Below are 26,072 nucleotides of genomic sequence, written 5' to 3' on the forward strand. Positions count from 1 at the left end.
AAAGTGTCAACCAATATTGACAATATCAATCTCCTCAACATCGAGCTGAATCTGGACGAGAAAGATACCCCCGTCATGGATACCGAGCCGGAGCAGGAAACCGAACCGCCCGAAAAGAAAACGCCGAGCCGTGAGCGGTAAATTTGCCGTTTGCACATTTGTATTGCAGGATTCTGGGCAGTATAATAGGTGGCGATAAGAAAAATCGGAGGTGAGGAAAATGTCTGATGTGTTCAGATTTGAGACTTTTGTAGACGTCCACGGCAGCATCTTCAACGAATATCTAAGCTCTGTCACCGCCAAGCTGTCAAAGGAAGATAAGGAATACCAAGTCCTGCAAGCCAAGATTGAGGGAATCTATGAGAAATATCCCAAGGTCTTAGGCGTGTTCGACAGCGAGACGGAAAGTGAATTGACCGAGGAAGAATGTGCGGCTCTCATTGAAGTGATGGAGCTGAAGAACCAGCTCACGGACATGGAGATGCAGGCGGTGTACTTCCGTGGCTGCTATGACAGTGTGGGATATCTGAAAAAAACTGGGATTTTATGACGGACTGAATCGAAGAAAGGACGGCGTTGGCGTGGAGCTGATGCCGTCTTTTACATAGATAAAATATAGAAAAATTTTTGCATATGTGGTAATATGCTCTTTGTCAGTAGATATGGCACAAAATTATATAAGGGAGATGGTACGATGATTTACGATGAGATAGCAATGAATAATGGTGTTATATTTCAACGTGCTGTTGATGTTTTGAATACTCAAATGAAGTTCGGACTTGCGAATATGTCATCAGCAAATGGGATAATGAGCGGTGCTTTAGATGCAGCTCTTATAGTTCCAATAGCTGTCAATGGAGCTTTTGCGTGTGAGCTTTTTATGAAATCTATGCTTCCCAAAGACACACGAGGACATAAACTTGATGGTTTGTTTGATTTGTTAGAAAACAGCCTTAAAGATGAAATAAGAAATTTGACAGTAGATAGAATGAAAAAAATCAGTTCAGAATATTGTGATACAAATTTCCAAGAAGATTTGATTCATAATAGTAATGTATTTGCTGAGTGGCGATATTTTCACGAGGGAAATACTAATTCCGTAGGCTTTCAATTCATTCTGTCGTTTATGAAATCAATATTTGACGTGGTGAATAAAGAGAGAAAGAAATGAGAATCTGATTTTGCAATCTACATAGCCGAGAGGTTTTCTTCCACGAAAGCCCCTCGGCTAAATTCATTTCTGGAGGTGATTTTATTTGAATGGGAAGTAACCGCTACGTTCAGTTTGACCCCGCCGTGATTGAACAGGCACGGCAAATCGACCTGCTTTCCTACCTGCAACGGTACGAGCCTGGCAACCTAAAGCGTGTGGCAGGCAATGTCTACTGCACAAGGGAACACGACAGCTTGAAGATTTCCAACGGCAAATGGTACTGGTGGTCACGGGGCTTCGGCGGCTTCTCCGCCCTCGACTATCTGATGAAAGTGCGGGAACTTGGCTTCGTGGAAGCCGTGCAGACCCTCACGGGGGACATGGGCGACTGGAAGCCGCCGCCCCCTGCCGTGAAAAAGGACGAGCCGAAAGTGCTGCTCCTGCCGCCGAGAAATGCGGACAGCGACAGGGTGTTACAGTACCTTTTCGGGCGTGGCATCGACTACGCCATCGCGCAGTACTGCATCGCAGACGGCACAATCTACGAGAGTGCCGACTACCACAATGCCGTTTTTATCGGAAAGGATGAAAGCGGAACCCCTAAGTACGCCGCCTGCCGTGGCACGATGGGGAGCTTCAAGTGGGACGCATCGGGCAGCGACAAGCGGTATTCGTTCCGACTTCTGGCAAGGGAGCCAACCCATACCGTGCATCTGTTTGAAGCCGCCATTGATGTGCTGTCCTACGCCACCTACCTCAAATGCGAGGGAAAGGATTACAGAATGGCAAACCTGCTCTCTCTGTCGGGCGTGTACCAGCCTAAAAAGGAGCTTGCGGAGAGCAAAATCCCCATCGCACTCACCACGTTCCTCAATGCCCATCCCCAGATAAAGACCATCTATCTGCATCTGGATAACGACAAGGCAGGACGTTTGTGTACCGCCGCCTTAAAAGAATTATTGCAGAAAGACTATCAAATCGTTGACGCACCGCCGCCAGTCGGCAAGGATGTCAACGATTTTTTAATGTCCTATCTGGGGATTGCAAGGCAGAAGCCGAGCCGTGAAAGGAGGGATGCCCGTTGACTGCGTAGGAGGTTTTACCGTTTCCCAAGCCAAAAACCGTAAGCGTCAAATAAGATAGTGGATAGAAAATGATATTGTCAATATTGGTTGACACTTTTTTTGCAAGGATTGTTGTGATAAAGTAAGGTTGTAACAGAAGTGGCTAATAAGATATAATCAAAATCACAAGAAAAGAGGTACCTATTATGCCACAGAATTACACTCCCGAGTTTAAGAAAAAGATTGTCCGTCTCCGTTTGGAAGAAGGAAGAACAATCAAAAGCATCACCGCGGAGTATAACATCTCCAAAGAAACGCTGCGCCGCTGGTGCAATGAATTCAAAGAAGAATGCCGGACAAGCCCCGATACAAAAACAGAGTATGATAACATGAAGGAGATGCTTAAGCTCAAAAGAGAAAATGAGGAGCTCCGAAAGGAGAACCTGTTTCTAAAAAAAGCAGCGGCATTCTTCGCAAAAGAAATCGATTAGAGGCTTATCGGTTTATAGAAGAACATCACAGAGAATTCGGGGTCCGCTGGCTGCTAAGGCGGCTTGGCATCTGTCCGAATGCGTATTACAACTACCGGAAACACCGGAAGGCGGCTTATCATGCCCAAAAAGAAGCAGTAAAAGCGCAGATCAGGGAAATTTACCATGTGCATAACGGGGTAGCAGGATACCGGACCATGACTGTCTATCTGGCGCGCAGGGGCTGCCATTACAGCACGGTTACCGTACATAAGTACATGAATACGGAAATGAGGCTGTATTCCCTTGTCCGCCCAAAGAAACCGGGCTGCCGGCGTGAAAAACCGCACAAAATCTTTGAAAACAGGCTGCAGCAAAAGTTTTGTGCAGGCAGGGCGAATCAGAAGTGGTGTACAGATTTCACGTATCTGTTTTTGAAAAATGGAGAAGTGCGCTACAATTGCAGCATTGTTGACCTGTATGACCGGAGTGTCATTGCAAGCGAGACAGACCGCCAGATCACCAGCAGTCTTGCTATCCGGACTTTGAAGAAAGCACTGGAATCACAGTCCCGGATCAATGGAGAACTGATACTCCACAGCGATCAGGGTTCCCAGTATACGTCAAAGGCATTTGTAGAATTCTGTGAATCTGTCCATGTGACACAGAGTATGAGCAAAGCAGGATGTCCATATGACAACGCCCCTATGGAAAGATATTTCAATACATTGAAAAATGAATGTGTGAATCTGTACGATTTCCAGACAGAGGAGGCACTGTATCGGGCAGTGGAAGAATTTGCTTATGTCACGTATAATCACATCCGCCCTCACAGCTATAATGGATACCGCACCCCTTATCAGGTACGGTTTGCATCTTAAATTAAAAGCTGATTTTTTTAGTCATAAGCGTTACAAAAATGCTTGACCACAACATTCCGAACTGCTCATAAGCTGCGGCTACCTTGCCGCCTTTGTCGTAGGCAAAAATGCTTTTCCCCTCTGCGGTGGCTTCCACGGCACGGATGGAATGGGGTATCTGGGTATCGAATACCTTGATTTTCTGCCCGTAGGCACTCCTCACCGTGGCGGTGATTTCCTTGGAGATATTCGTGCGGGGCATTACCATCGTCATAAGGATGCCGTCAATCCGCAAAGGGGGATTGATTTGCCGTCTGACTTTCGACACGGAGCGAAGCAACAGCTCTAATCCTTTGGCAGAAAGATAGTGGGGCTGCGTAGGGATAACCACGCTGTCAGCCGCCGCCAGTGCGTTGATGGTGAGCATACCAAGGCTCGGCATACAGTCCACGAGTACATAGTCATAGTTCTTTTTGACCTCGCTTATGCAGGTTTTAAGCACACTTTCACGGCTTATGGCGTTAATCAGCCTTACTTCCAAGCCCGACAGCTCAATGTTGGACGGTAACAGGTCAACGCCCTCATTGTGGTGCAGGATGCCTTGGGCGACATCAACGGATTTATCGTCTATGATGTCCTGCATGATGGTGGAGAGAGTGACCTGTAAATCGTCTGGTCTGTGGTAGCCGAGGGACATAGTTAGATTCGCCTGTGCATCGGCATCAATGAGCAGGACTTTCTTTCCCTGCTGTGCCAGAGTTACGCCCAGATTCACCGCCGTGGTGGTCTTGCCCACACCGCCTTTCTGGTTGGTTAAAGCAATCACTTTGCAATTTGACATAGGGTGCGTCCTCCTTTCGCATAGATTTAGCCGCTTTGTCAAGGCGGCTATGTAACTGTACCAGAGGACGCAGGACGCAAAAAAGCCGCCTATTCTTAAAATCCATAAGAATAAGCGGCTTCATGGTGATGTGCCTTAGACATATTCGATTTTCACTTTCTTTATCGGGGCGTTGGCTACCTTGAAGATAAGCTCGTCAACGCAGTCCCCGTATTTGCCTTGCCGTATGAGCTGGTTTTTCAGCTCCACAAGGCTATGTAAAAGTAATGATTTCTCCCTGCTGTCTACATATAAGTGGGTTTTCTTTTCCCTCATGCCGTCCACCGTCCTTTCTTAGCTTCATTATACCGTTATGGGGAAGTTCGGTCAAAATTGTAACTTTGCATTTCTTGGTATTTTACCGTATCAAGGCTCATTCCCCAGTAGTAAATAAGTAGTAAATAGGGGTTGCAATCCTCAAGAAATGCGGGGAAATGCTTTATTTTGCGGGGATAGTTGCTCATTTACTTGATTTTTAATATAAACAGTAAAAAAATATAGCATTTCCACCCAAACAGGTGTATAATAGCCCCATTGTTTTATTTTCGAAATTATAAAACCACTACAAACATACAGAAGACACCAGGCCAACGGCGGCCGGGCTGTCTTCTGTATTCTTTTTTTGGAGGAAAAATTATGCCAGTAAAATACGTATTTGTGACCGGCGGCGTTGTTTCCGGTCTCGGCAAAGGAATCACGGCGGCATCGCTTGGAAGGCTGCTGAAGGCAAGAGGTTACAAAGTAACCATGCAGAAATTTGACCCCTATATCAATATCGACCCGGGTACCATGAATCCGATTCAGCACGGAGAGGTGTTTGTCACGGACGACGGCGCAGAGACAGATCTTGATCTTGGACATTATGAACGTTTTATTGACGAGAGTCTGAACAAAAATTCCAATGTCACGACTGGAAAGATTTACTGGTCCGTCCTTCACAAAGAACGGCGCGGCGATTACGGCGGCGGCACGGTTCAGGTCATCCCGCATATTACAAATGAGATTAAGAACCGTTTCTACCGCGATTACTCCAGCGATGAAACACAGATTGCCATTATTGAAGTCGGCGGCACGGTCGGAGATATTGAGAGCCAGCCGTTTCTTGAGGCCATCCGCCAGTTCCAGCACGACATCGGCCATGAGAATGCAATCCTGCTTCATGTAACGCTAATTCCTTATTTAAAAGCTTCCGGGGAAATGAAGACGAAACCGACGCAGGCAAGTGTGAAAGCCCTGCAAAGTATGGGAATCTGGCCGGATATGATCGTCTGCCGCTCTGAGCATCCGCTTGACCAATCTTTGAAAGATAAGATAGCACTATTCTGCAATGTGCCTAGCTCGCACGTTTTACAGAATCTTGATGTGGAATATTTATACGAAGCGCCACTTGCCATGGAAAAAGAAAACCTCGCGCAGGTAGCCTGCGAATGCCTTCATCTGGACTGTCCCGCACCGGATCTCTCTGACTGGGAAGCCATGGTGGAAGCGCTGCGGACACCGACACGCGAAGTGGACATTGCCCTGGTTGGTAAATACATTCAGCTTCACGACGCCTATATCAGTGTTGTAGAAGCGCTGAAGCATGGCGGAATTGCCAGCCGTGCAGTTGTGAATCTGCACTGGATCAATTCCGAAGAGGTAACACAGGAAAATGCCGCCAGTCTTCTTGGAAACATGGATGGCATCCTTGTTCCCGGCGGCTTTGGAGACCGCGGCATTGATGGTAAAATCGAAGCGATCCGCTTCGCTCGCATGAACCAGATTCCGTTTCTCGGGATCTGCCTCGGCATGCAGCTTGCGATCATAGAATATGCCAGAAATGTAGCCGGACTGGACAAAGCGCACAGCATTGAGCTGGACCCACAGACGCCGCATCCGGTGATCGCACTGCTCCCTGACCAGAACGGTGTGGAAGATATCGGCGGAACACTCCGACTCGGTTCCTGTCCCTGCCTCCTCGATGAAACGACGAAAGCCTTTGGTCTTTATGGCAAAAAAGAAATCGAAGAGCGCCACCGCCACCGCTACGAAGTCAACAACGATTACCGGAAAATCCTGACAGATCATGGAATGACGCTATCCGGACTTTCGCCCGACGGGCGCATTGTAGAGATGATCGAGCTGAAAAACCATCCGTTTTTCCTCGCCACCCAGGCCCATCCAGAACTGAAATCGCGCCCGAACCGCCCGCATCCTCTCTTCCGCGGTTTCGTCGCGGCAGCGCTTGACCGACAGAAGCAAAAAGCAAAGTCAGCTGACTGATTTTATAATTCGACGCAAGAATTCCAGTCGATTTTGCAAACACGGTTATCAAAAATATAGTTAGTGAATTTTACGGATTAGCTCGCGAAGCGGAAGGATAAAGGCCGGGGACACGGACAGCTCGTCAATCCCCATTTCCACAAAACGTTTCGTGAGCTCCATATCTGCACCCAGCTCACCGCAGATGCCGACCCATATTCCCTCTCTGTGTCCGTTTTCCACCGTCATTTCGATCAGCCGGAGTACAGCCGGATGATGAGCGTCATAAAACGGGTCCAGCTTCGGGTTCTGACGGTCAATTGCCAGGGTATACTGTGTCAGATCATTCGTTCCAATGCTAAAAAAGTCCACTTCTTTTGCCAGTTCCCGGCTGATCAGAGCTGCTGCTGGAGTTTCTATCATAACGCCAAGTTCCACATCCCGGTATGTGGTACCAATCACACGAAGCTCTGCTTTTACTTCCTCGACCAGTTCTTTGATGCGAACAATCTCTTTCACAGAAATAATCATCGGGAACATGATGGAAATATTGCCAAACGCACTGGCCCGCAGCAGGGCCCGCAGCTGTGTTTTAAAGATTTCTTCCTGTGTCAGACAGATTCGAATAGCCCGATAACCAAGCGCCGGATTTTCCTCTGCGTCAAGTCCAAAATAATCTACATTTTTATCTGCACCGATATCCAATGTACGGATAATAACCTTCTTGCCTGCCATATTCTGGGCAACTAAGCGGTATACCTGAAACTGCTCGTCCTCAGTTGGATAATGATCAGACTCCAGGTACAGAAATTCGCTCCGGAAAAGGCCGATTCCCTCCGCATCGTTTGCAAGCGCCTCTGCCGTATCTGAGACGCCGCCGATATTCGCGTAGAGGTGAATCTCCCGCCCGCTTTGAGTCACGGTCTTCTGTCCCTTCAGTTTTTTCAGAAGATTGGCCCTGCGCGCTTCCTCCTCCATCTGTGCCCTTGTTTCCAGGATTTGGTCCTCATTCGGTTCAATGATTACAGTCCCTGTGAAACCATCTATAATTGCCAGCTTTCCGTCCCATTCCTTTTTTACCGGAATACCGATTACTGCCGGAATATTCATCGTTCTAGCAAGAATCGCCGTATGTGAATTTGCAGACCCATGTACCGTGACAAAGCCCAGCAGCTTCGACTTGTCAAGCTGAACCGTCTCGCTCGGCGCCAGATCGTCTGCGGCCAAAATGACCGGCTCTGCCAGACTCCCCATATCTGCCGCGTCTCCATGCAAAACTCGCACAAGTCGTTCTGAGATATCCCGGATATCTGCGGCTCTTTCTTTCATGTAGTTATCGTCCATGCTCGCAAACATCTGAGAAAAATTGTCTCCGGTTACTGCTGCCGCATACGCTGCACTCACCTTTTCCTGCCGTATCATACTACAGACTGACTCACAGTAATCCTCATCATCCAGCATCATCTGGTGTACTTCAAAAATGGCTGCCCCAGACTCCCCGACCTCTTTCAATGCCTTTTCATATAAATCCTGAAGCTCCCTGGCCGCCTCGCGCCGCGCGGATGCAAAACGATCCAGCTCTGCCTCCGAATCCTCCACGCGTTCCCGCTTCACAATCGCATGATTTTTCTCATAGAAAAAAATTCTTCCCATTGCAATTTTTCGCAAAATAGATTTTCCCTCATACTGTTCCATGCCGCATTCCCTCCGATTTTAACATCTTATCAAGCCAACTTCTTGTAAACTATCTTACAAGTTCTCCCGGAAAAATTTTTCGATCGCCGCACATGCTACGTCCTCATCCTCACCTTCCACCGTAACTGTAATAGTTGCACCTCTTTTAGCGCCCATGCTCATCAGCATCATAAGCTGCGTTGCAGATACCGTTTTTCCATCCTTTGTGAGATTAATCTTACTCGCAAACTGCTTTGCTTCCTTCACAAGCAGTCCGGCCGGTCTCGCGTGAAGCCCCAGTTCATCCTGAATGACATACTCAAATGATTTCATTTACATTTCCTCTTTTCTTGATGTATTGGAATCTGCCTTTTCTGCTTTCATTTTACGCGATACGTAATTACCCGTCAAAAGAAATCCGGCACCTTCCTCTTTTACCAGTTTCTCCGTATCGCTTCAATCTTATTCTCCGTATCTTTCAATAACATGCACATGGAATATTCCACAAAAGGCAAAATAAATCTTTCCTCTTATCCCAAAACACGTTGAAAAGTAAAATTTTGTTATTATGAAAAATGCCCACAGAGCATTCGGGCCAACTGCCGTATCTGCTCTGTGGGCTTTTCTATTTAATGATGGAACAGACGGATTCCGGTAAATACCATCGCCATTCCATATTTATTACAGGTTGCAATCACATCCTCGTCACGGACAGAACCGCCTGGTTCCGCAATGTATGCTACACCTGATTTATGCGCACGTTCAATGTTGTCGCTGAACGGGAAGAATGCGTCCGAACCAAGGGCTACACCCTGCATCTGATCAAGCCATGCACGCTTTTCTTCTGCGGTAAATACTTCCGGCTTTTCGGTAAAAATCTTCTGCCATGCACCGTCTGCCAGAACATCCATGTATTCTGCGCCAATGTAAACATCAATCGCATTGTCACGCTCTGCCCTTGTAATCTTGTCAGAGAACGGCAGGTTCAATACCTTCGGGCACTGACGTAAAAACCAGTTATCCGCTTTCTGGCCTGCAAGACGGGTACAATGAACACGCGACTGCTGTCCTGCTCCGATTCCAATTGCCTGTCCGCCTTTTACAAAGCAAACTGAGTTGGACTGCGTATATTTTAAAGTGATCAGCGCAATTTTCAAATCCATGGCAGCCTCTGCCGGAATTTCTTTTTTCTCCGTCACAAAGTCAGACATCAGCGCATCGTCAATTTTAAGTTCCTGACGTCCCTGCTCAAAGGTAATGCCATACACCTGCTTGCGCTCAAGCGGATTCGGACGATAATTTTCATCAATCTGAATCACATTGTAGTTGCCGTTTTTCTTTTCTTTTAAAATCGCCAGAGCCTCCTCCGTATAGCCCGGAGCAATCACTCCATCCGACACTTCACGCTTAATTAAAAGCGCCGTATCCTTATCACAGACATCAGACAGGGAAATAAAATCTCCAAAAGAGGACATGCGGTCTGCGCCGCGCGCTCTCGCATACGCACAGGCAAGCGGCGAAAGATTTTCATAATCCTCCACCCAGTAAATTTTTGCAAGCGTCTCATCAAGCGGAAGGCCGACTGCCGCCCCTGCCGGAGATACATGCTTAAAAGACGTTGCTGCCGGAAGCCCTGTTGCCTCCTTCAGCTCCCTGACAAGCTGCCATCCATTAAACGCATCCAGAAAATTAATATATCCCGGACGACCGGAAAGCACTTTGATCGGAAGCTCGCTGCCATCTTCCATATAAATACGAGACGGCTTCTGATTCGGATTACAACCATATTTCAATGCGAATTCGTTCATTATAGAATCTCCTCTTCTGCTATTTATTTCTGATTTTTATTTACAATTCTTGTCTCATAAGTGCCTGTCGCAAGATCAATATAACGAACAAACAGAGACACCTTGTTCTCCTCATTCAGACTGTTCCAGAGCATCTCTGTAAAAGCGTCCATATCGTCCGGAATAGCCACCAGCTTCGGTTCACCCTCAAAGCTCGGCAGCGGATTCCCGTCACACATGTAAGTGTGAATAAAATGTCCCTCGCCGGCCACACAGTTTTCATAGTTAAAAGTATAACGGTTGCAGGCCTCAGGATTTCCATTGTTGCTTTTTAAAATAGACATCTCATACCCATACACGCCGTCCTTCACGTGCATCACGCCGGAAATACGAGGCGTATAATTTGGTGCATCCGGCTCAAATTCACGGCTGCGCAGAGACTCTTCGAACGTCAGTCCCTTTTTCAGTCCCTCAAAAATCGTATCCGTCTGGTCGCCGTTTGTCACAATTGTGTCAGTTCCAAGCACGCGCACCGGTGCATAGATAATCAGACTCGGATCTGTCAGCTTTGACTCATCAAATGCCTGTGTGCGGATTCCCTCTCCATCCTCTGCAAAAATACGGTTTCTGCTGTTTTCACTTCTGCCCATAATAAAATAGGCTGCTGCTGCTTTCGTCCCGTCTGCCGTTCTGCCAATCACAATTCCCCGGCCCGGGTAGCTGTTTTCCCTCAGTTCGTTTTCCAAAACAGTCATTTTCATAGTTTCTCTCCTTTTCTTTTCCGGAATGCTATTTTTCTGTGTTCCAAAATCGGGATGTCACGGTAACACGGTATGGAGGTTCCTCCCTTTCAAATCCGCACCCGCACATACCACTGCACAAAAAAAGCCGCATTCCAGACATGTAATGAAACAATGCCCAGACGGTCGGCTTCCAAAGACTCATACTCCCTGTGGTTTTCTCGGCGACAAAATGCCGCCGAAACTCCACTTCCGTCAGTCATATGAGCAATAACACCATATCATTTTGCCAGAAAAAAATCAAGCTTATTTTTTAATCAAATCTATCTATCTTTTTCAGCCATACAGATTTGCATGACTCTAAGGAAACGCACGAATCAGTGTTTCTCTGACACAGTTCTACAGAAGTCGATATCTCGCCAGACATGCCAGTATCTCCTGTTTGCGCACCATCGCCGCAGCACCCGCTCCATAATTTCTCGGAGTTACAGACAGGATTCCCTCTTTTTCCAGCTTACGTGATACCTCCTCGGCAAGATACGCCGCTGTCTTTTTGCCGTCCGCCAGCTTTCCAAGCGTGTAAGAAAGAATATAGGCAAGCGCTGCCGTCTGGCTTTCATCCACAATCTGTTCCAGATACCGCAGATCAATCTCTGTTTTATCCAGACTCAGACTGTCCCAGCCATGTACACGCGCTTTTTCTATATTTTTTCTGGATACAGCTTTTTTGATCCACACCTTTCTGTCCGCCTTTTCCTCCGTCAGCGGCGCCGCAAGCTCTCTGGCGCGCGCCGTCACATCCTTTGTCACGTAGCAATCCATCTGCAACACCGTATCTGCCACGCCAAGAAAATCTCCGGAGCTGCCCGCTACAAGAACCGTGGATATTCCAAGATCTTGATACAGGCTCCGCACCTTACGGATGAATGGCGTAATGGGTTCCTTTTCATCAGAGACAAGGCGCGCCATCCGATCGTCTCGAATCATAAAATTTGTAGCCGATGTGTCCTCATCAATTAGCAGAACCGTACTACCACTTGCAAGCGCCTCCACCGTATTTGCTGCCTGCGACGTACTGCCGCTGGCATTTTCTGTTGAAAATCGGGCCGTATCGGTTCTGGTTGGAAGGTTTGTAATAAACATTGAAATGTCCGTCTCATGAATACACCGGCCTTCTTCTGCCCGCAGCTTAAACGCCCCTGCGTCTGTGATTACATACTCTCTGCCATCTCCCGCGATATGATGATACACACCGCGTTCCAATGCTTTCAAAAGCGTTGATTTTCCATGGAAACCGCCTCCGGCAACTACCGTAATTCCCTTTCGAATTCCCATACCACGAAGCGTTCCGCCATGCGGAAGTTCCATCGTGACTGCGAGACTTTCCGGGCTATTGAACACAACTGCCCCTCTCAGCGGCTTCTGAGACACTCCGCTCTCACGTGGAAGAACCGAACCATCTGCCACAAAGGCGACAAGCCCCTGCTGAACCAGCTGCTCCCGGATATACTCTTGGTTATCCGCGAGAAAAACTGCAGCCTCAAGCTCCTTTGCAAGCGGCATCTGTCCGCTGCGCCCAAAACCTGAGCTGCTTCGCGGCGTTCCCTGCTTCTGTCGCATTTCCGGTGACTGCTTTCCGGAAAAGGCCCGCTCAGCCACCTCCGGCAGCAGGTCAAACAGAATATCTGCCAGCGCATCCGCAGCAATCGTCCGTCCAAAAGCCGGGAAGCCTACTTCAATTCTCGCTTCAATTGCATCTGGTGCCACATGCATTGCCGTCCGCTCCAGAATTTCCTGACCGGTCCGGCACGCGGTCACAAGCCCGCTTTTTCCAGATCCCTTCCGCTCACGGTCTCTGCACTCACCAAGCGCACGGTGCAGACGCCGCAGAAGCGTGTCCTCCACCGCAATCCTGCGGTGCTTCTTTTCCAAATACTCTCCCGGAATGATTCCCCTGTTAAAATACACAATCCGTACCCTGGAAGGTGAGGCAAACGGGTCCCCCTGCACATGATCAATGCAGAGCCGATATGTACCAAAATCATATTCCCCTTCCAATACCTTATATGCTTTGTATCCCTTATGATCAATCTGCCTTAGTTGATTCCTCAATTCCTGTTGTGTTCTCATTCGCTCTTATCTCCTCCAAAAAAGCCTATCCCCACTGCGCCCGAATCTCATCCGTGAGCCATATTATGCCCAGTATATGTTCCTGCGGCATCTTTTCGCCACAGGCCTAAACTGGCACGTATAGTTAAGTGTATCGCCTGCTACCTACTTCGTCAACTGGTATTCCTCAAAACACAGTTCAAACTTCCTGCTTCCCCCGTAAGGCAAACACCGCGCGCCTGTCTGAAAAAGCAAGTTCTTACGGCCAACGCAAAAGGAGAAAGCCGAAAGTCTCAGGCTTTCCCCCATCGCATATAAAACAGCATCAGACTTCCGAGCACCTTTCCAACTGCCATTGTGATGACAATCCAGCTCAGGCCTTTTGTAATTCCAAGTCTCCGGCAATATACCGGGAAAACATTGATGACCTCTGACAACGCCATAATCCAGCCCCCGACAAAAACCCCGATAAACAGTCCGCCCAGCACCAAAAACCAGACGCCAATCGGCAGACTGACCTCATATACAGTTACAATCGTTCCTCCGATTCCACCAAGCAGAATCGCGTCTTCATAGTATTTTACATGCTTTGCCGTATGGGACACCCCGATAAATCTTGTAATAATTCCCAGTCCTACCATCAGGGCCACCACGCCACCGGCCACAATAAAACCTGAAGCAAAACCTATCACTGCAAGCAGTGCATGTTCCATAGTTAACACCTCATCCCAGTCCAATTCCCCGGACCCTTTTATGCTCCATATTTTGCTTTATGGCACACAACCAGTCATGACTGCGCCTTTTTCACACTCCGTCCGTTTGCTTCGATCATTGTTGTGTCAATATCATCCTCATACGTCCGCATTTCGACTTCAAGCGGCGTAGGATCAGAAGCGTTCTTTTTGCGCGCAAAATGATGGAAGAAAATTAAAATGCCAAGCCCCACACCTATGGAATAGGAAATTTCCAGCAAGGTAAATCCATTTGAAGTTTCGCCGGTAAATATCTCATAAAGCTGTCCGAACAGAGTCGTAATTCCGACGTCATTATTAAAAGCCATAATGGAAAACGCCGCGCCGAAAAAGGCAAGCAAACAGACAAGAATTGTTTTTACCCAGCTCACCGCATCCGGACAGTGTTTTTCTTTTTCTACTGTCAGAATAAAATCGGATTCTCCCAGATTGTTCACCTCGAGAGACGGGTATTCTTTCTGAATTACATCAATCACATCCAGAACAGAAAATACATATCGCCCTGGTCCCTTAATCTGCTGTGTCGGAAGACGGAGCGTCTTGATCTTGTTTACTGTCGCCTTTTCTGCGCAGTTCATTTCCGCAATGTCTCCCAATACAACCTGCTTGCTTTTAATCTGAATATTTTTATCAATTTTCAGATATAATACTTCGCCCATGACGCGTCCTCCTCCATTGTCTCCGGAAAGCCTTCCTGATGCGCAAGCACCGCATCTTCATGTACTTTGTCCGTTCTCTCTGTGAAATACCACGCGGCTCCGAGACATAAGACTAAAATTGCTATAAATATCACATACTTCATCAGATATTTTCGAATCATTCCAGTTCCTCCTGGTCAGGTTTTTGGAATCTGCCGGATTAGTATGTGCAGGTGGTGTGTGTTTTATACTTAGGGGGGGATGAATTAAATAGAACGAAACATAGGAATACCGCCGCCCGGGGTTCCGGCAAACAAGTCACCCCGGACGGCGGTATTCCTATGTTTCTGGCTTTTGATATGATTTTAATTTATATATCGATATTCCTGTTCATTCTATTAATTACTTGTTTCAGTAATTTTCATAAGCGCTTCAAAGAATCCTCCTAAGGACATTTTATTGTTAAGGTATCCTGGGGGGATAATATTCTCAATTATTTTATTAAAGTACTGTTCAAATTTAAGGTGATAATCTAACAGTAAATCTTCTATTTCCTCCACTAAATATTCCTTTCTGCAAAGCATAGGAGCCTGCTTCCCATTAACAGCAATTCCTAACTTGTTGAAATTTTCTCCCAAGCCTATAAAATGTATCATTCCATGGTGCTTTATCCCATTATATAGAGTTCTAACTTTTAATGTACTTTCATCCTGGTCAAAAGCTGTCATCAAATTTTTGAGCTTTTCTGCTTTTCCAAAACCTTCACTTTTTTGGGAAATAGCACAATCCAATTGCTGAATCACACTTTCTCTTGTACACTCTTTTTCCATCTTTTTATATCTTTGCTGCATGAGATATTCCAATGAAGATGGCTGTATGTATGACCATATAACTTGCTCTGGCATTCGTAAACGCATAAAATACATCTACAATTTTATGGCCCGCCGCAATAAGAGACGGATTACTCTCAGCATACTTCGCATATTGAACCTCCGTTGGAATATAATCCTTCCATTTATAAAATCCTTCGCTTTCTTCTATTATTGAATAATCCATGCTAATATTCTCCTCCAATTCATAGTGTTACCAGATAGGAATAAAATTAAAGACATCCCTCGAATAAAGCCACACCTGTAAGTGGTGTGGCTAGGGATTGCAGCTGACAGAATCTGATATTGAATTAATCAGGCAAATATTTTTCACAGAAATCTTTTGCCGTTACAATCTGGATATTCTCGTACTTTTCAATTACAAGCAGATCTTTATCACCGCTGACGATATACAAGGCATGAGAATCCTTTGCACATTCCAGAAATTTGTCATCATCTGGATCGCGGCATATATTAATTCGAGAAAATGACTCAATAATTTCCATAGCTTTAATCATCGGGACAAGAATTGTCCTATTGATATGCCCCTGCTTTCGGTCAATCATTTCCTGTACAATTTCTTCATATTCATTAATAATCTCAGCCGTGGCACAAGCCGTTATCTTTCTGGCGACAATAGAACTCAGGATTTTTCTTGGAAATCCACCAAAAAACACACCAGAAATCAGGACATTTGTATCCAGCACAATTCTCATATTCTTTTTTTCCTTCTTGCAGACTTGACTATATTATTCACATCATTTTCATCATAACCAACAGAAACTGCCCACTTCTGTGCCTCATCCAACGATGCTTCAAATTCTTCTGCTGACGGAAGTTTTAACGTCTTGAGCATAATGACATCTCCCGAAGTATATGCTACCAGCTTATCTCCGGTATCAATCGACAATAATTTACGAATGCCGACCGGCAGGGAAATCTGGCCTTTGGAAGAAACTGTTAATATCTGCATACTCATATAATTACGCTCCTTTCTAGCAAGAATTTCTTACTTATATTATGCCACAATGTAACCACTTGAGCAAGAAAAAATATCTTACATTAAAGCAGAATGATACCGGACACTGTTACAGGTATCTAATCAGCTCCTGAGCCGCCTTAAGCGTTGGATAGATTCCCGCAGCCGTCATTGCATACAGGGCGGCTCCGTAGGATGCTTCTTCGCGGTGTACCGGGATTTGCATTTTCATATGGTACAGATTTTCGAATATGTTCCGGAAGTGGCGGTTGAAACGGATTGCGTTGCCGCTTCCGATCAGGTATTTGGGGATACCGGCTCCTTGGGCGCACATTGATTTGTGGAAGGTTACAAGTTCTTCTGCAATGCCTGACAGTATGCCGTAGAGAAACTCCTCTGGTGTGAAATTGTCGAGTTTCAGGCCGCAGATGCTTCCGGTAAGCTCCGGGTTTTCTCTGGTGCCGCAAAACTGCGTATGAAACTGCAATGTGCAGGGGCGGCTACCGCGTCTTGCAAGTATTTCATCCATTTTTGCGTATAAATTTCCCGTGTCCAGGCCGGTTATGTCCTTCACTGTGGCGCGGAAAAATTTTTCCATTGCCGCATAGGCCAGACCGCCGCAAAGGCTCGAACCAACAAGAATATAGGATGCTTCTGTAAGTACGCGAAGTTCCACGTCCATGACATCCATATAGTGTGCAACACCCGCTGAGACCTGTCCTGAGGTGCCGACGTTCATCAGGACACTGTTCTCACTGTCTTTGACAGAACCAATCACGCTTGCCTGATTGTCTCCGATTGCAGCACTGACCGGTATCCCCTCTGGCGTCCTGCCAATCACGGTACAGCTGCGCTCACACTCCGGAAGCAAGGAGCAGTCAATGCCTGCCTGTTTTACAGCTTCTGTATCAAACCGCAGCGTTTTCAGGTCAAAGCAGCCATGACTTGCCGCATCGGAAGCTGAGACCAGCGGCTCTCTGCGTCCAGTCAGACGCATACCGATGTAATCATGAATTGTACAAAAATGAACTGCCTGATCCGGCACAAGATTATTTTTCAGCTGATAATAGTGAGTGGTAAGGCCAAAGCCAGTCGCCATACGATACCCTGTCTCCTGTGACAGCCGTTCTGCGTACGTCTTTCCGTCTTTCATCATCTGGTTTCCACGCTCATCCTGCCAGGTATACAGAGGGCTCACTGCTCTGCCATCCCGATCTGTATAGACAATTCCGTGCATCTGTCCGGTCAGACCGATGCTGCAAATATCCGGATATCTGATAAGAAACTCCTGGTAAAGCTTCTGTACCTGATGCCAGATACGCTCCGGATCTTGCAGCCATTCATAGGACGCCCCCAAAAGAACGGAATCATTCGGCAAAGTCTCGACCATTTCCACCACGCCGGTCACAGCGTCCATCACAATGCCACAAATGGTTGTCGTACCAATGTCAATTCCGACTGCTTTCATAAAAATCCCCTTTGTATATTCGCGTGTTCTGCCCTGTCAGCTTTTCTGATTGCGGCACAGGCAGGCCTTTCTGTTTTTGCATTTCATCCTGCCGTCCATGTTACTGTGGAATCTCGGTCAGGATATCCAGCTTAAATCCCTCCCACATATCCGCAGATACATTCCAGTCCCGCAGGTCTGTCACGATCTTATGATAAAATCCTTGCCCGCCGCGCACAATGTCATACGTCCGCATATCCACACGCGCTTCCATATGCCGTCCAAAGCTGCAATTTTTTACATCCTCCACGCCGTATCTGTCCCAGGCCCCGTCCGGCCAAAATATGTACAATCCCGGAACCCCTTCTGTCTCTGCATCCGGTACGCCTGCCTGCTTCAGAAACTTTCGCCCCGGCTCCTCATATCCAGTAAATACATGCGCATAACGCCATACCGTTCTCGTAAAATCTGAAACCCGAAACGGCGCAAGCCAATCTTCGTCCATCATACCGTCCTGATTTTCCTTTGAAACAATCACTACCAGGGGGAAATTGCGCTCCGGGTCCCGCAACACCTGCAAAAGCTCCGGCAACCGTTCCTCACGCAAAAGCCTCCGCTTGTTCATGCACACGGTTCCGTTAAAGATTCCCACATTGTCCACAATGCTTTTATAATAGCCCGGATAGCTAAAGAAAATTCCGGCGCTCTCCTGGACAAAATTATCGTCCGGCTCTGGCTCAGCGTAGCCGTTGCAGACTTTTAATATCACACGCTCGTTTGCATCTGTCTCGAGAGACGCCTCCGAGTACCATATTCTGCCGCCTACCTCCATATCCATATGGCGCACATGCATGTTCAGCCTGTAACGGCCGGGATCGTAATTCACCGTCACATGGTAAGCCAGAATGTCCGCATGATACGTACAGACGCCCTGCGGCATATCCTTAAAAAGAACACCGTATTTGCGCACAATCCACTTATATATGATATCCGCAGAACGCTCAAAAATCTGCCGGGAAGACGGCGTCTGTTCCTGACGTATCCTGCTTCCGTCTACCTGGGTACACATCTGAAACACGGTATGTCTGGTCAGGGGACGAAGCTCGTAATGCCTTGATTCCGCAAGACTCTCCTCCCGCCCGTCATTGTATACATCGTATGATTTGAAAATAGCCGACAGACGGCTGTCATGAAACTGGCTGTCATTGAGCAGCGCAATAATCGTATTTACGTTAATTGGAATTTTCCGGCTCCGCTTTGAAAGCTGCTCGATCAGTACGGGCCTCGGCGTCTTATAAATCTTTTTTGCCAGATTTTCCACCCGCTCCATATCTTTGTTCAGCAGTTCTTCCACTTCCGGATACAGGGAGGCCGTTCCGAGCTTTAACCGGAAATGACTTTTGATCATATCGCTCCAGCGTCCGGATTTGTACAGCTCGTGTCCCAGATCCTCAAATAGCGTCACCATAGACTTGTCACACAGTTCCAGCGTGGCCAAAATGCTGTTTAGATATCTGGAAAAACTCGGATAATGTCCCCAGAGCTCTTCCCCTTTGTAACGCATGTCATGCTCGATTTCATGCCACCCCTCAAAAAACATGGTCTTGATCTGTATCTCAAAGGTATCGTCAATAAACATCTCCCAGGTATCGGAAGAAATTTCACTTTTCAGATAATCCGGAAGCCGGAACACTCCATTCAGCTTCGTGGGTTTGAACTCCGCTTCGCTTCGCTCAGAAGTGGACCAGTCAACCAGCTCAAACGAATGCTCCATGATATTTTTACAGATATCCGTATCATCCTCAAAATAGAGATTGATACGCACCCCGATCAAATCCTGGAGCTTCCGTCCCTCACCGTATTCCTTCATTTCAAATTTGCGCGCCATCGAAGTCGCCGTTTTTATCCTGGAAAACACCCGAAAATAAAGTCCGCACTGCTCCAGACGATCACTGATAATTCGTTTTAAATCCTGCTCCACAACAGTCGGAACCCTGACCGCCACGGCCAGCTCCTCCTTTGTAAAAACAGCCTTTTCCTGTTCTTTCAATTACGTAACACCACCATTTGTCTATGTCTACGGGCAATGAGCCACGCAGCCGCGCTTTCGCGGATTACACTTCCTGATTCAGTATAACAGATTTCCCCCAAATACAAAAGGCCTAATGTTCCGCCGCTCCGCGCAGCTTTTTCAAAATCCTCTTTTCTGCCCGCGATACCTGTACCTGTGTCATGCCAAGTCGGAGCGCCACCTGCACCTGCGTCTGATCGTCAAAATACCGCAGACGAATCATCTCCTGTTCCTCATCCGTCAGAAACTCAAGAAGCTGTTCTAGGAGCATTCTGTTGAGAAGCTCTTCATTTCGGTCCTGCCTGTCCGGCAAACGGTCTCCCAGTAAAACAGGCGTCCCGTCTCCGCTGTAAACTGTCTGACTCAAGGATTCCACACCTGACGTCGCTTCCATTGCAAGCACCAGCTCTTCCGGACTGATACCGGTTTCCTGTGCAATTTCCTCCATCGTCGGTTCTGTTCCGTGCTGCTTTTCGAGAATTTCCCGGGCATGAAATGCTTTTGCAGCAGATTCTTTTAAAAGGCGGCTTACCTTGATCATTCCGTCATCCCGCAAAAACCGTTTGATTTCTCCTGCAATCATCGGAACTGCATACGTAGAAAACCGCACTTCAAAAGAAGTGTCAAATTTATCAATCGCTTTCAGAAGACCGATACAGCCGATCTGCACCAGATCTTCCCGATCACATCCGCGGCCGAGAAAGCGGCGGACTACCGTATACACAAGCCCCATATTTTCTTCTACAAATCGTTCTCTGGCTTCTTTATCCCCTTCGTGTATCCGCTCAATCAGCGCAAGGGTTTCTTCCATTTGCCAGCCTTACCTTTCTGCCATATTTTTTGCGGTCTCCGTATCCAGATAACCGGGAAACTGCTCTGTGTCATGCCGGATGTGCTTGCGCATGCGCACGCATGTCCCCCTGCCCGGCGCTGATTCCACCTCCAGGGCATCCATAAAAGCCTCCATAAAAGCAAAACCCATTCCGGCCCTGTCACACTCTGCCTTTGTCGTGTACATCGGCTGCATGGCCAACTCCACATCGGGAATCCCTTTTCCCTCGTCACGTACCTCAACAAACAGCGTTTCCTGTTCAATCCGGCAGAAAATCTCAACCTTTTTTACCCGTCCCTCATATCCGTGGATAATCGCATTCGTTACCGCCTCTGAAACCGCGGTTTTTACATCTGCCACCTCCTCCAGTGTCGGATTGAGCTGTGTCATAAAGGCTGCTACAGCTACTCTGGCAAAGCCTTCGTTGCAGGAACGGCTGTCAAATTCCAATTTCATTTCATTTTGCTGCATCGTTCTCTCCCCCTGATTCATCACAAATTTAATTGCTGTGGTATCCCTTCATAAACATCAATCACCTTATCAATCCCGGACAGCGTCAAAACCCGCTGAATCTGTTCATTCGCCCGGACAGCCGCCACATTGCCCCCGAGAAAACGCATCATTTTATAGCGTCCGATCAGCATTCCGATTCCGGAGCTGTCCATAAATACCGTCTGTCCGAAATCAAACAACATCCACCGGATATTCCGGCCTGTAGCAAGCCGGTCCGCTTCCAGACGAATTTTTTCCGAGCTGTGGTGATCCAGTTCTGCCGGCAGGCGAATGATGAGTGTTGTTCCTGATATTGTAAAAAGCTGTTCCATGATTCTCTCCCCCTGTCTAATTATGATATAAATTCTTTTTTGGTTTCCTGCGGTGCAAAAAAGGAACTGAAATGTGGGACATACTTGTCCTTGCTTCAGTTCCCCTGCTTCGGAGTTTTTCTTTTGGTTGTAATTTAAGTTTATTGCTGGCCTGGCATCAGGTTGCCGTATTGGTCATATTTCAGGCCAGTTGTCGGGTCAGTCCAGGCTACGTAGGAATCCGGTGCTGGCAGATTCTGCTGCGGTTCGTCCTGGATGTCGATATTGTCGTCGCCTCCGGAATAACCTCCATCGCCGCCCGTGGTGGTAGCGCCGCCCATTCCGCTGATATCTGCCGCTCTTGAAAGCGGGTCAGGTGTGCTACCGCTGCCGGAAACGTATGCAGAAATTCCGTACTGCTGCGCAATGTTCGGGAAATACTGGATGATTTTGTTAAAAGATTCATCTGCTTTCGTCCGATCCCCCTCATTATAATGGGACATGCCAAGATATAAAAGGGCGTCTCCGTGATTTGTCTGACTGCGCTGCGGGTCTGCGTCCACCGCTTTTTGAAGCTGCTCCGCCGCGGTTTTGTAATCACCGGCCACATATGCGGTCGTTCCCGCATTGTAATACTGCTGGAACAGGTTGCCCTGTACCGCCCCGCTTAAAGAGTCATAAAGTGTTTTCGCGTTTCCGTCAAAATTTTCTTTGTCAAGAGAGGCAACCAGATTGGCCGCCTGGTTCTGATCTCCCGTTATGTAGACATTCGCCACTGCCAACAGATCATCATAGCTCTGCGCTTTTTCCAAAGCCTCATCCCGTTCCTGTTCCGCGCGCTCCTTTTGTTCCTCATAGCCGTCAATCTCATCCTGAAGCTCCTGCACTTTTACGGATTCCGTGGCGAGCTTTGTGTTCGCATCTGTCACCTGACGGTTCGCCTGGTCATTCACAGACTGACGGTTGGCCGGAACGATCAGAAACCACACAATCGCGCCTCCAAGCAAAATACCCAGAATAATATTGATAAACGTGGCAATCGTTGAGCTGTCCCGGAAGGTCGTAGGCTGAATCACCATTTCTGTGCCACTCATATACCGCAATGTACCGGTTACTTTATCCTGCTCTGTCTCTTTTTCGTATTTTTTATGCTTCTTGGTCAGGTTGGTTCCCTTACCTGTCACATCCTCAATCTCCTGCAGATAACGCAGGATCGTTGTGTTCGTCATATCAATTGCAGCCGCTTTTTTGAGCAGCCTGCGCGCACGTTCATATTCCTGCCGCTTCATATAGAGAAGCGCCAAAAGCTGATATGCCTTCACAAGCTTGGGATTCTGGTTGATCACCTTTTTGAGCTGAATGATCGCCATATCCTCATTGTCCTCGCGACAATACATGACAGACTGATTATATTTTCGGATGGTCTGGTTGATCGTATCGAGACGGTTTTTGTTATTCTGAAGCTGATCCAGATAATAATCTGCCAGGTTGTCCTGCGGCTGAAGATTTTTGCTGACCACCCATTCGCACAGCGCAGAAACAGCCTCTCCTGTCTCATAATAGCAAAGACCCAGAAGATTTCTGGCATCCGTATTTTCTTTGTTGAATTTCAGGCTGCGCTTCAGGCAGGTAACAGCTCCCTTCATGTCCCTTACGAGCGCTTTTTCCAGCCCCTCATTATACAGAAGATTGGAAATCCGGACAATCCGCTTCTGGATTGTGATATCGGCACCGCACCCTGTGCAGTAGTCAATCCCGGCAAGAGGGGTATTACAGTAAATACACCTCATGAATTATCCCTGCTTTCTGTTCTTCTTTTCATCCCGCAGCATTTCCTTTAAAATGTCTGTGACATCCGTCAGATCACGGCTGTAAATCGCATCCTCTGCCTCATTTACATCCATGCTCGGATGAAACTTCTTCAGTTCTTCCTCATAATTAATCATATGTAACTCTCCTTCAAATTCTCATCCGGTATGTTCTGCCCGCAAACCTTGTTTCCGCCGGTTCCCGCTCAGATTCCGTTCTTCCCTCGTTTTGCAAGAATCGCTTTCAGCTCTCCCACCAGATACAGCGATCCGGCGCAAAACAACATACTGTCTCCCCGGAGTGCAAGCGCCGTCTCAAACGCCTCTGCCACGTCGTCTCTGGCAATGACCTCCGCCTTTGTATATTTCCGGAATTCCTCCGCCAGCGCTTCTGCTTCCACTACACGGGAACCGCCGACCTGCGTCACCACAATCGACACCGGAGAAATCGACTCACAGATGGTACGGATCATTTTTTCATGCTCTTTTTCCACCACAGCGGAAAATAACAGGGATACCGGCCTGTGTGCCTGAATATCCTGTACCGTACGGATAAATTCCCGAATCCCGTCTGCATTGTGTGCACCATCCAGCACAACGCCTGGCAAAACAGTCTCCATACGGCCCTGCCATCTTGTATCTGCAATGCCCTTCACTACCTGTGCATCACTGATCTCCCTTTCCGGGTCCACCACACGCAAGGCAGCCATCGCAAGAGAACTGTTCACAATCTGGTATTCCGCCAGATACGGCACCGTCACCGGAAGCGCTCCATACAGCTCAGACACTGCATGAACCCCGCACGGTACGGCCTTTGTATTTTGTCTATCATACCTGCTATTGAAAATAAAATCAATGCTTTTGTCTGTTTTTCCAGTGATTTCACACATGGAACCGTCAAAACGATACGCCGGAGCATGCATCTTTTCTGCCTGTGAAAGAATCACCGCTTCTGCCTCCGGATTTCTGCCGTCATAAATCACAGGAACACCCTCTTTGATAATTCCTGCTTTTTCCCCGGCGATCTCCGCAACGGTGTTTCCCAGATACTCCATATGATCCAAACTAATGCTTGTCAGCACGCACGCAATGGGATGCTCGACCAGATTGGTTGCATCCAGCCGGCCGCCAAGTCCCGTCTCCAGAACCAGATATTCCACTCCTGCATCCCGAAAAATCAGAAGGCCAGCCGCAAAAAGCAGCTCAAAATAGGCAGGATGGGCAAAACCATTCTGAACCATATCGTCTACTTCTGTTTTGATCTGCTCAAACGCCCGCGTAAAACCGTCCTGCGATACCGGACGTCCATTGATCTGAAACCGTTCCGTAATCTCCACCAGGTGTGGCGATGTAAACAGGCCTGTGCATTTTCCGGCTTCAATCAAAATAGAGGAAAGAAACGCACAGACAGAGCCTTTTCCGTTCGTCCCCGCCACATGAATTACTTTCATACTGCGCTCCGGATGGCCAATCCGCCGGAGCAGCTCAAGCGTATTTTCTGGTTTGTTTTTTTTCGTAAACTTTGGCACTTCTTCTATATAATTCGTCGCTTCTGAATAATTCATCCTGTTCATCCTTTGCTTTTTTTCCTCAGCCCACAAAAACATACCTGCTCCTGTTCACTGAACTTGTCACTTTATGATACCACAGGAACCCTATTATTCAAGAAATTTTTTTCGCAAAATGCGGCACTTTTCCCGATATCCATTGAGTTCTGAAGTTTTCCTTAATTTTCGATTTCTGTGCCATTTCTGCCATTTCATTCTATAGACACACTTATTTTTTAATGCTATAATTGCAGACGAATATTTTTTCAAATGCCAATACATACGAAAGGAAGGAATAAAATCTATGAAGAAAAAATTATTATCTGGTCTCGTGATCTTAGGCGCAGCTTCCATGCTGTGCGGCTTTGACAGTGCAGAGACTCTTGACAGCCTGTCTGCCAAAATGACTGAGGCAAACGCTTCGATCAAAGGCGCCACCGCAGAAGCTTCTTTCAATCTTGACGCTACAGTTAACATCAGTGACGGCACAACCAACACTTCACTCGATGCAATCGCGAACGGCTCTCTGAACTACCTGTTTTCCATGGAACCGTTTGCAATGCAAGCGGATATCGAAGGAAATTTCTCTTTTCTGGGAACCGGCCAGCAAATCAAAGAAGAAATCTATTCTGTCACAGATGAAAATGGTGCTGTGAAAATGTATATGAAAATTACAGACCCGGGCACTGGTTCCGAGCAGTGGGTCGTTCAGACCATGGATGATCTCAACATCACTGAAATAATCGCAAACGCTGGCGGCAAGAACATGAATTTCTCTGAGATGGCCGAGTGGGGACTTGCTTTTGAACTGGCTCCGGAGGCTGCCGATGTGAACGGAACAGAGTGCTATCTGATCTCTACAACGATCGACGCTGCATCTCTTCAGACGATTCTTCAGAAAACCGGAGAGATAACCGGACAGGATCTTGCATCTGATCCGAACGTAACTATGGGACTTTCCCTGTTAAACGGTTTGAAGCTCAATATCTCCTACTATGTAGACGCAGCTACCTATATCCCGATAAAAGGACATATTGATATGAATGGCAGTGATTTCTCTTTGGTCAGCCAGATGATCAGTGGTCTCCTTGGTTCTACTGCAAGCGAAGATGCTCCGGCTTCTACCATAGATCTTACTGTTAACGACATTTCCATGGATCTTCTTATGAACTATGGAGAAGCCCAGACCATCACAGTTCCGCAGGAAGCGCTTGACGCAGAAACCTCCGGCATTGCCGTACAGGGCTAATGCTTTATTAAGCCTATAAGAGGGCTGTCACAGGAAAATATTTTACCAACATATAGACGTTCTATATCCGGTATCTTTTATTTTCATGTGACAGCCTCT

Annotated in this window: 29 protein-coding genes and 1 riboswitch; of the genes, 7 read left to right on the forward strand and 22 right to left on the reverse strand. The window is 47.3% G+C overall.

Annotated elements, in window-relative coordinates:
- Positions 1–3: 3 nt before the first annotated feature.
- From AC6I2O_RS07085 to AC6I2O_RS07105, 5 genes are all read left to right on the forward strand, one after another.
- Positions 4–141: a hypothetical protein gene (locus AC6I2O_RS07085; protein WP_497742219.1), complete on the forward strand. Its 138-nt coding sequence runs from the start codon at positions 4–6 to the stop codon at positions 139–141.
- A 79-nt stretch (positions 142–220) separates the two neighbouring features.
- Positions 221–550, forward strand: a complete 330-nt coding sequence (locus tag AC6I2O_RS07090) for a DUF6664 family protein (protein WP_497742220.1) — start codon at positions 221–223, stop codon at positions 548–550.
- Positions 551–694: 144 nt separating this feature from the next.
- Positions 695–1,171, forward strand: coding sequence for a hypothetical protein (locus AC6I2O_RS07095; protein ID WP_497742221.1), 477 nt, complete (start codon positions 695–697; stop codon positions 1,169–1,171).
- Positions 1,172–1,260: 89 nt separating this feature from the next.
- Positions 1,261–2,238, forward strand: coding sequence for a DUF3991 domain-containing protein (locus tag AC6I2O_RS07100; RefSeq protein WP_497742222.1), 978 nt, complete (start codon positions 1,261–1,263; stop codon positions 2,236–2,238).
- 185 nt (positions 2,239–2,423) lie between these two features.
- Positions 2,424–3,568 (forward strand): IS3 family transposase gene (locus AC6I2O_RS07105; RefSeq protein ID WP_497741782.1). Its coding sequence is split into 2 segments (ribosomal slippage): positions 2,424–2,667 and positions 2,667–3,568, totalling 1,146 coding nucleotides; the frame shifts between segments, so codons are not numbered across the junction.
- A 1-nt stretch (position 3,569) separates the two neighbouring features.
- Here AC6I2O_RS07105 and AC6I2O_RS07110 read toward each other — a convergent pair.
- Together AC6I2O_RS07110 and AC6I2O_RS07115 are read right to left on the reverse strand one after the other, a co-directional pair.
- A complete protein-coding gene (locus AC6I2O_RS07110; RefSeq protein ID WP_497742224.1) occupies positions 3,570–4,388 on the reverse strand; it encodes a ParA family protein in 819 nt (272 codons plus the stop codon).
- 135 nt (positions 4,389–4,523) lie between these two features.
- Entirely contained in the window at positions 4,524–4,703 is a 180-nt protein-coding gene (locus tag AC6I2O_RS07115; RefSeq protein WP_497742225.1) for a hypothetical protein, read from the reverse strand.
- Between the two features lie 360 nt (positions 4,704–5,063).
- Here AC6I2O_RS07115 and pyrG point away from each other — a divergent pair, with 360 nt between their 5' ends.
- Entirely contained in the window at positions 5,064–6,689 is a 1,626-nt protein-coding gene (pyrG, locus tag AC6I2O_RS07120) for a CTP synthase (protein ID WP_120391201.1), read from the forward strand.
- Between the two features lie 60 nt (positions 6,690–6,749).
- On the opposite strand, the gene ptsP is transcribed toward pyrG, so the two are convergent.
- From ptsP to AC6I2O_RS07220, 20 genes are all read right to left on the reverse strand, one after another.
- On the reverse strand, positions 6,750–8,363 hold the full coding sequence (gene ptsP / locus AC6I2O_RS07125; protein WP_497742226.1) for a phosphoenolpyruvate--protein phosphotransferase: 1,614 nt from the start codon (positions 8,361–8,363) through the stop codon (positions 6,750–6,752).
- A 54-nt stretch (positions 8,364–8,417) separates the two neighbouring features.
- Entirely contained in the window at positions 8,418–8,675 is a 258-nt protein-coding gene (locus tag AC6I2O_RS07130; protein WP_120391203.1) for an HPr family phosphocarrier protein, read from the reverse strand.
- A gap of 296 nt (positions 8,676–8,971) precedes the next feature.
- Positions 8,972–10,150, reverse strand: a complete 1,179-nt coding sequence (locus AC6I2O_RS07135) for a phosphoribosylaminoimidazolecarboxamide formyltransferase (protein WP_497742227.1) — start codon at positions 10,148–10,150, stop codon at positions 8,972–8,974.
- A 23-nt stretch (positions 10,151–10,173) separates the two neighbouring features.
- Entirely contained in the window at positions 10,174–10,890 is a 717-nt protein-coding gene (locus AC6I2O_RS07140) for an IMP cyclohydrolase (protein ID WP_120391205.1), read from the reverse strand.
- 148 nt (positions 10,891–11,038) lie between these two features.
- Positions 11,039–11,142: riboswitch (ZMP/ZTP riboswitch) on the reverse strand.
- Between the two features lie 126 nt (positions 11,143–11,268).
- Positions 11,269–12,999, reverse strand: coding sequence for an ABC-ATPase domain-containing protein (locus AC6I2O_RS07145; RefSeq protein ID WP_497742228.1), 1,731 nt, complete (start codon positions 12,997–12,999; stop codon positions 11,269–11,271).
- A gap of 272 nt (positions 13,000–13,271) precedes the next feature.
- Positions 13,272–13,691 carry a stage V sporulation protein AB gene (locus tag AC6I2O_RS07150; RefSeq protein WP_120391207.1) on the reverse strand — a complete coding sequence of 140 codons (420 nt, stop codon included), beginning with the start codon at positions 13,689–13,691 and terminating at the stop codon, positions 13,272–13,274.
- 74 nt (positions 13,692–13,765) lie between these two features.
- Complete coding sequence (locus tag AC6I2O_RS07155; RefSeq protein WP_497742229.1) at positions 13,766–14,389, reverse strand: stage V sporulation protein AA; 624 nt, start codon at positions 14,387–14,389, stop codon at positions 13,766–13,768.
- The gene (locus tag AC6I2O_RS07160; protein WP_497742230.1) at positions 14,368–14,550 is read right to left on the reverse strand and encodes a hypothetical protein; all 183 of its coding nucleotides are present in this window, start codon (positions 14,548–14,550) and stop codon (positions 14,368–14,370) included. The genes AC6I2O_RS07155 and AC6I2O_RS07160 overlap by 22 nt, the downstream gene beginning before the upstream one ends.
- 216 nt (positions 14,551–14,766) lie before the next feature.
- Complete coding sequence (locus tag AC6I2O_RS07165; RefSeq protein WP_497742231.1) at positions 14,767–15,198, reverse strand: hypothetical protein; 432 nt, start codon at positions 15,196–15,198, stop codon at positions 14,767–14,769.
- A 4-nt stretch (positions 15,199–15,202) separates the two neighbouring features.
- On the reverse strand, positions 15,203–15,424 hold the full coding sequence (locus AC6I2O_RS07170) for a hypothetical protein (protein ID WP_497742232.1): 222 nt from the start codon (positions 15,422–15,424) through the stop codon (positions 15,203–15,205).
- A gap of 124 nt (positions 15,425–15,548) precedes the next feature.
- The gene (locus tag AC6I2O_RS07175) at positions 15,549–15,953 is read right to left on the reverse strand and encodes a putative toxin-antitoxin system toxin component, PIN family (RefSeq protein ID WP_497742233.1); all 405 of its coding nucleotides are present in this window, start codon (positions 15,951–15,953) and stop codon (positions 15,549–15,551) included.
- Complete coding sequence (locus AC6I2O_RS07180) at positions 15,950–16,216, reverse strand: AbrB/MazE/SpoVT family DNA-binding domain-containing protein (RefSeq protein ID WP_497742234.1); 267 nt, start codon at positions 16,214–16,216, stop codon at positions 15,950–15,952. The genes AC6I2O_RS07175 and AC6I2O_RS07180 overlap by 4 nt, the downstream gene beginning before the upstream one ends.
- A gap of 109 nt (positions 16,217–16,325) precedes the next feature.
- Positions 16,326–17,684: a sedoheptulokinase gene (locus tag AC6I2O_RS07185; protein ID WP_497742235.1), complete on the reverse strand. Its 1,359-nt coding sequence runs from the start codon at positions 17,682–17,684 to the stop codon at positions 16,326–16,328.
- Between the two features lie 100 nt (positions 17,685–17,784).
- Positions 17,785–19,713 (reverse strand): RelA/SpoT-related domain-containing protein, encoded by a 1,929-nt coding sequence (locus AC6I2O_RS07190; RefSeq protein WP_120391211.1) that lies wholly within the window; start codon positions 19,711–19,713, stop codon positions 17,785–17,787.
- Positions 19,714–19,825: 112 nt separating this feature from the next.
- On the reverse strand, positions 19,826–20,545 hold the full coding sequence (locus tag AC6I2O_RS07195; RefSeq protein ID WP_120391212.1) for a SigB/SigF/SigG family RNA polymerase sigma factor: 720 nt from the start codon (positions 20,543–20,545) through the stop codon (positions 19,826–19,828).
- 9 nt (positions 20,546–20,554) lie between these two features.
- The gene (spoIIAB, locus tag AC6I2O_RS07200) at positions 20,555–21,037 is read right to left on the reverse strand and encodes an anti-sigma F factor (RefSeq protein ID WP_120391213.1); all 483 of its coding nucleotides are present in this window, start codon (positions 21,035–21,037) and stop codon (positions 20,555–20,557) included.
- A 20-nt stretch (positions 21,038–21,057) separates the two neighbouring features.
- Positions 21,058–21,390, reverse strand: coding sequence for an STAS domain-containing protein (locus AC6I2O_RS07205; protein WP_120391214.1), 333 nt, complete (start codon positions 21,388–21,390; stop codon positions 21,058–21,060).
- A gap of 140 nt (positions 21,391–21,530) precedes the next feature.
- Positions 21,531–23,159, reverse strand: coding sequence for a tetratricopeptide repeat protein (locus AC6I2O_RS07210; RefSeq protein WP_120391215.1), 1,629 nt, complete (start codon positions 23,157–23,159; stop codon positions 21,531–21,533).
- A gap of 3 nt (positions 23,160–23,162) precedes the next feature.
- Complete coding sequence (locus AC6I2O_RS07215; RefSeq protein ID WP_497742236.1) at positions 23,163–23,315, reverse strand: hypothetical protein; 153 nt, start codon at positions 23,313–23,315, stop codon at positions 23,163–23,165.
- A 68-nt stretch (positions 23,316–23,383) separates the two neighbouring features.
- Positions 23,384–24,742, reverse strand: a complete 1,359-nt coding sequence (locus tag AC6I2O_RS07220; protein ID WP_497742237.1) for a bifunctional folylpolyglutamate synthase/dihydrofolate synthase — start codon at positions 24,740–24,742, stop codon at positions 23,384–23,386.
- Between the two features lie 286 nt (positions 24,743–25,028).
- Here AC6I2O_RS07220 and AC6I2O_RS07225 point away from each other — a divergent pair, with 286 nt between their 5' ends.
- Positions 25,029–25,973, forward strand: coding sequence for a DUF6612 family protein (locus AC6I2O_RS07225; protein ID WP_120391216.1), 945 nt, complete (start codon positions 25,029–25,031; stop codon positions 25,971–25,973).
- Positions 25,974–26,072 lie beyond the last annotated feature (99 nt).

This window comes from Blautia sp. St.27G3, from assembly GCF_059728505.1.

Bases quoted from the DNA above. Each gene is read 5' to 3' on its own strand.
- AC6I2O_RS07090 (WP_497742220.1), top strand. From the start codon at position 221: ATGTCTGATGTGTTCAGATTTGAGACTTTTGTAGACGTCCACGGCAGC.
- AC6I2O_RS07095 (WP_497742221.1), top strand. From the start codon at position 695: ATGATTTACGATGAGATAGCAATGAATAATGGTGTTATATTTCAACGT.
- AC6I2O_RS07100 (WP_497742222.1), top strand. From the start codon at position 1,261: ATGGGAAGTAACCGCTACGTTCAGTTTGACCCCGCCGTGATTGAACAG.
- AC6I2O_RS07110 (WP_497742224.1), bottom strand. From the start codon at position 4,388: ATGTCAAATTGCAAAGTGATTGCTTTAACCAACCAGAAAGGCGGTGTG.
- AC6I2O_RS07115 (WP_497742225.1), bottom strand. From the start codon at position 4,703: ATGAGGGAAAAGAAAACCCACTTATATGTAGACAGCAGGGAGAAATCA.
- pyrG (WP_120391201.1), top strand. From the start codon at position 5,064: ATGCCAGTAAAATACGTATTTGTGACCGGCGGCGTTGTTTCCGGTCTC.
- ptsP (WP_497742226.1), bottom strand. From the start codon at position 8,363: ATGGAACAGTATGAGGGAAAATCTATTTTGCGAAAAATTGCAATGGGA.
- AC6I2O_RS07130 (WP_120391203.1), bottom strand. From the start codon at position 8,675: ATGAAATCATTTGAGTATGTCATTCAGGATGAACTGGGGCTTCACGCG.
- AC6I2O_RS07135 (WP_497742227.1), bottom strand. From the start codon at position 10,150: ATGAACGAATTCGCATTGAAATATGGTTGTAATCCGAATCAGAAGCCG.
- AC6I2O_RS07140 (WP_120391205.1), bottom strand. From the start codon at position 10,890: ATGAAAATGACTGTTTTGGAAAACGAACTGAGGGAAAACAGCTACCCG.
- AC6I2O_RS07145 (WP_497742228.1), bottom strand. From the start codon at position 12,999: ATGAGAACACAACAGGAATTGAGGAATCAACTAAGGCAGATTGATCAT.
- AC6I2O_RS07150 (WP_120391207.1), bottom strand. From the start codon at position 13,691: ATGGAACATGCACTGCTTGCAGTGATAGGTTTTGCTTCAGGTTTTATT.
- AC6I2O_RS07155 (WP_497742229.1), bottom strand. From the start codon at position 14,389: ATGGGCGAAGTATTATATCTGAAAATTGATAAAAATATTCAGATTAAA.
- AC6I2O_RS07160 (WP_497742230.1), bottom strand. From the start codon at position 14,550: ATGATTCGAAAATATCTGATGAAGTATGTGATATTTATAGCAATTTTA.
- AC6I2O_RS07165 (WP_497742231.1), bottom strand. From the start codon at position 15,198: ATGGAAAAAGAGTGTACAAGAGAAAGTGTGATTCAGCAATTGGATTGT.
- AC6I2O_RS07170 (WP_497742232.1), bottom strand. From the start codon at position 15,424: ATGGATTATTCAATAATAGAAGAAAGCGAAGGATTTTATAAATGGAAG.
- AC6I2O_RS07175 (WP_497742233.1), bottom strand. From the start codon at position 15,953: ATGAGAATTGTGCTGGATACAAATGTCCTGATTTCTGGTGTGTTTTTT.
- AC6I2O_RS07180 (WP_497742234.1), bottom strand. From the start codon at position 16,216: ATGAGTATGCAGATATTAACAGTTTCTTCCAAAGGCCAGATTTCCCTG.
- AC6I2O_RS07185 (WP_497742235.1), bottom strand. From the start codon at position 17,684: ATGAAAGCAGTCGGAATTGACATTGGTACGACAACCATTTGTGGCATT.
- AC6I2O_RS07195 (WP_120391212.1), bottom strand. From the start codon at position 20,545: ATGGAAGAAACCCTTGCGCTGATTGAGCGGATACACGAAGGGGATAAA.
- spoIIAB (WP_120391213.1), bottom strand. From the start codon at position 21,037: ATGCAGCAAAATGAAATGAAATTGGAATTTGACAGCCGTTCCTGCAAC.
- AC6I2O_RS07205 (WP_120391214.1), bottom strand. From the start codon at position 21,390: ATGGAACAGCTTTTTACAATATCAGGAACAACACTCATCATTCGCCTG.
- AC6I2O_RS07210 (WP_120391215.1), bottom strand. From the start codon at position 23,159: ATGAGGTGTATTTACTGTAATACCCCTCTTGCCGGGATTGACTACTGC.
- AC6I2O_RS07215 (WP_497742236.1), bottom strand. From the start codon at position 23,315: ATGATTAATTATGAGGAAGAACTGAAGAAGTTTCATCCGAGCATGGAT.
- AC6I2O_RS07220 (WP_497742237.1), bottom strand. From the start codon at position 24,742: ATGAATTATTCAGAAGCGACGAATTATATAGAAGAAGTGCCAAAGTTT.
- AC6I2O_RS07225 (WP_120391216.1), top strand. From the start codon at position 25,029: ATGAAGAAAAAATTATTATCTGGTCTCGTGATCTTAGGCGCAGCTTCC.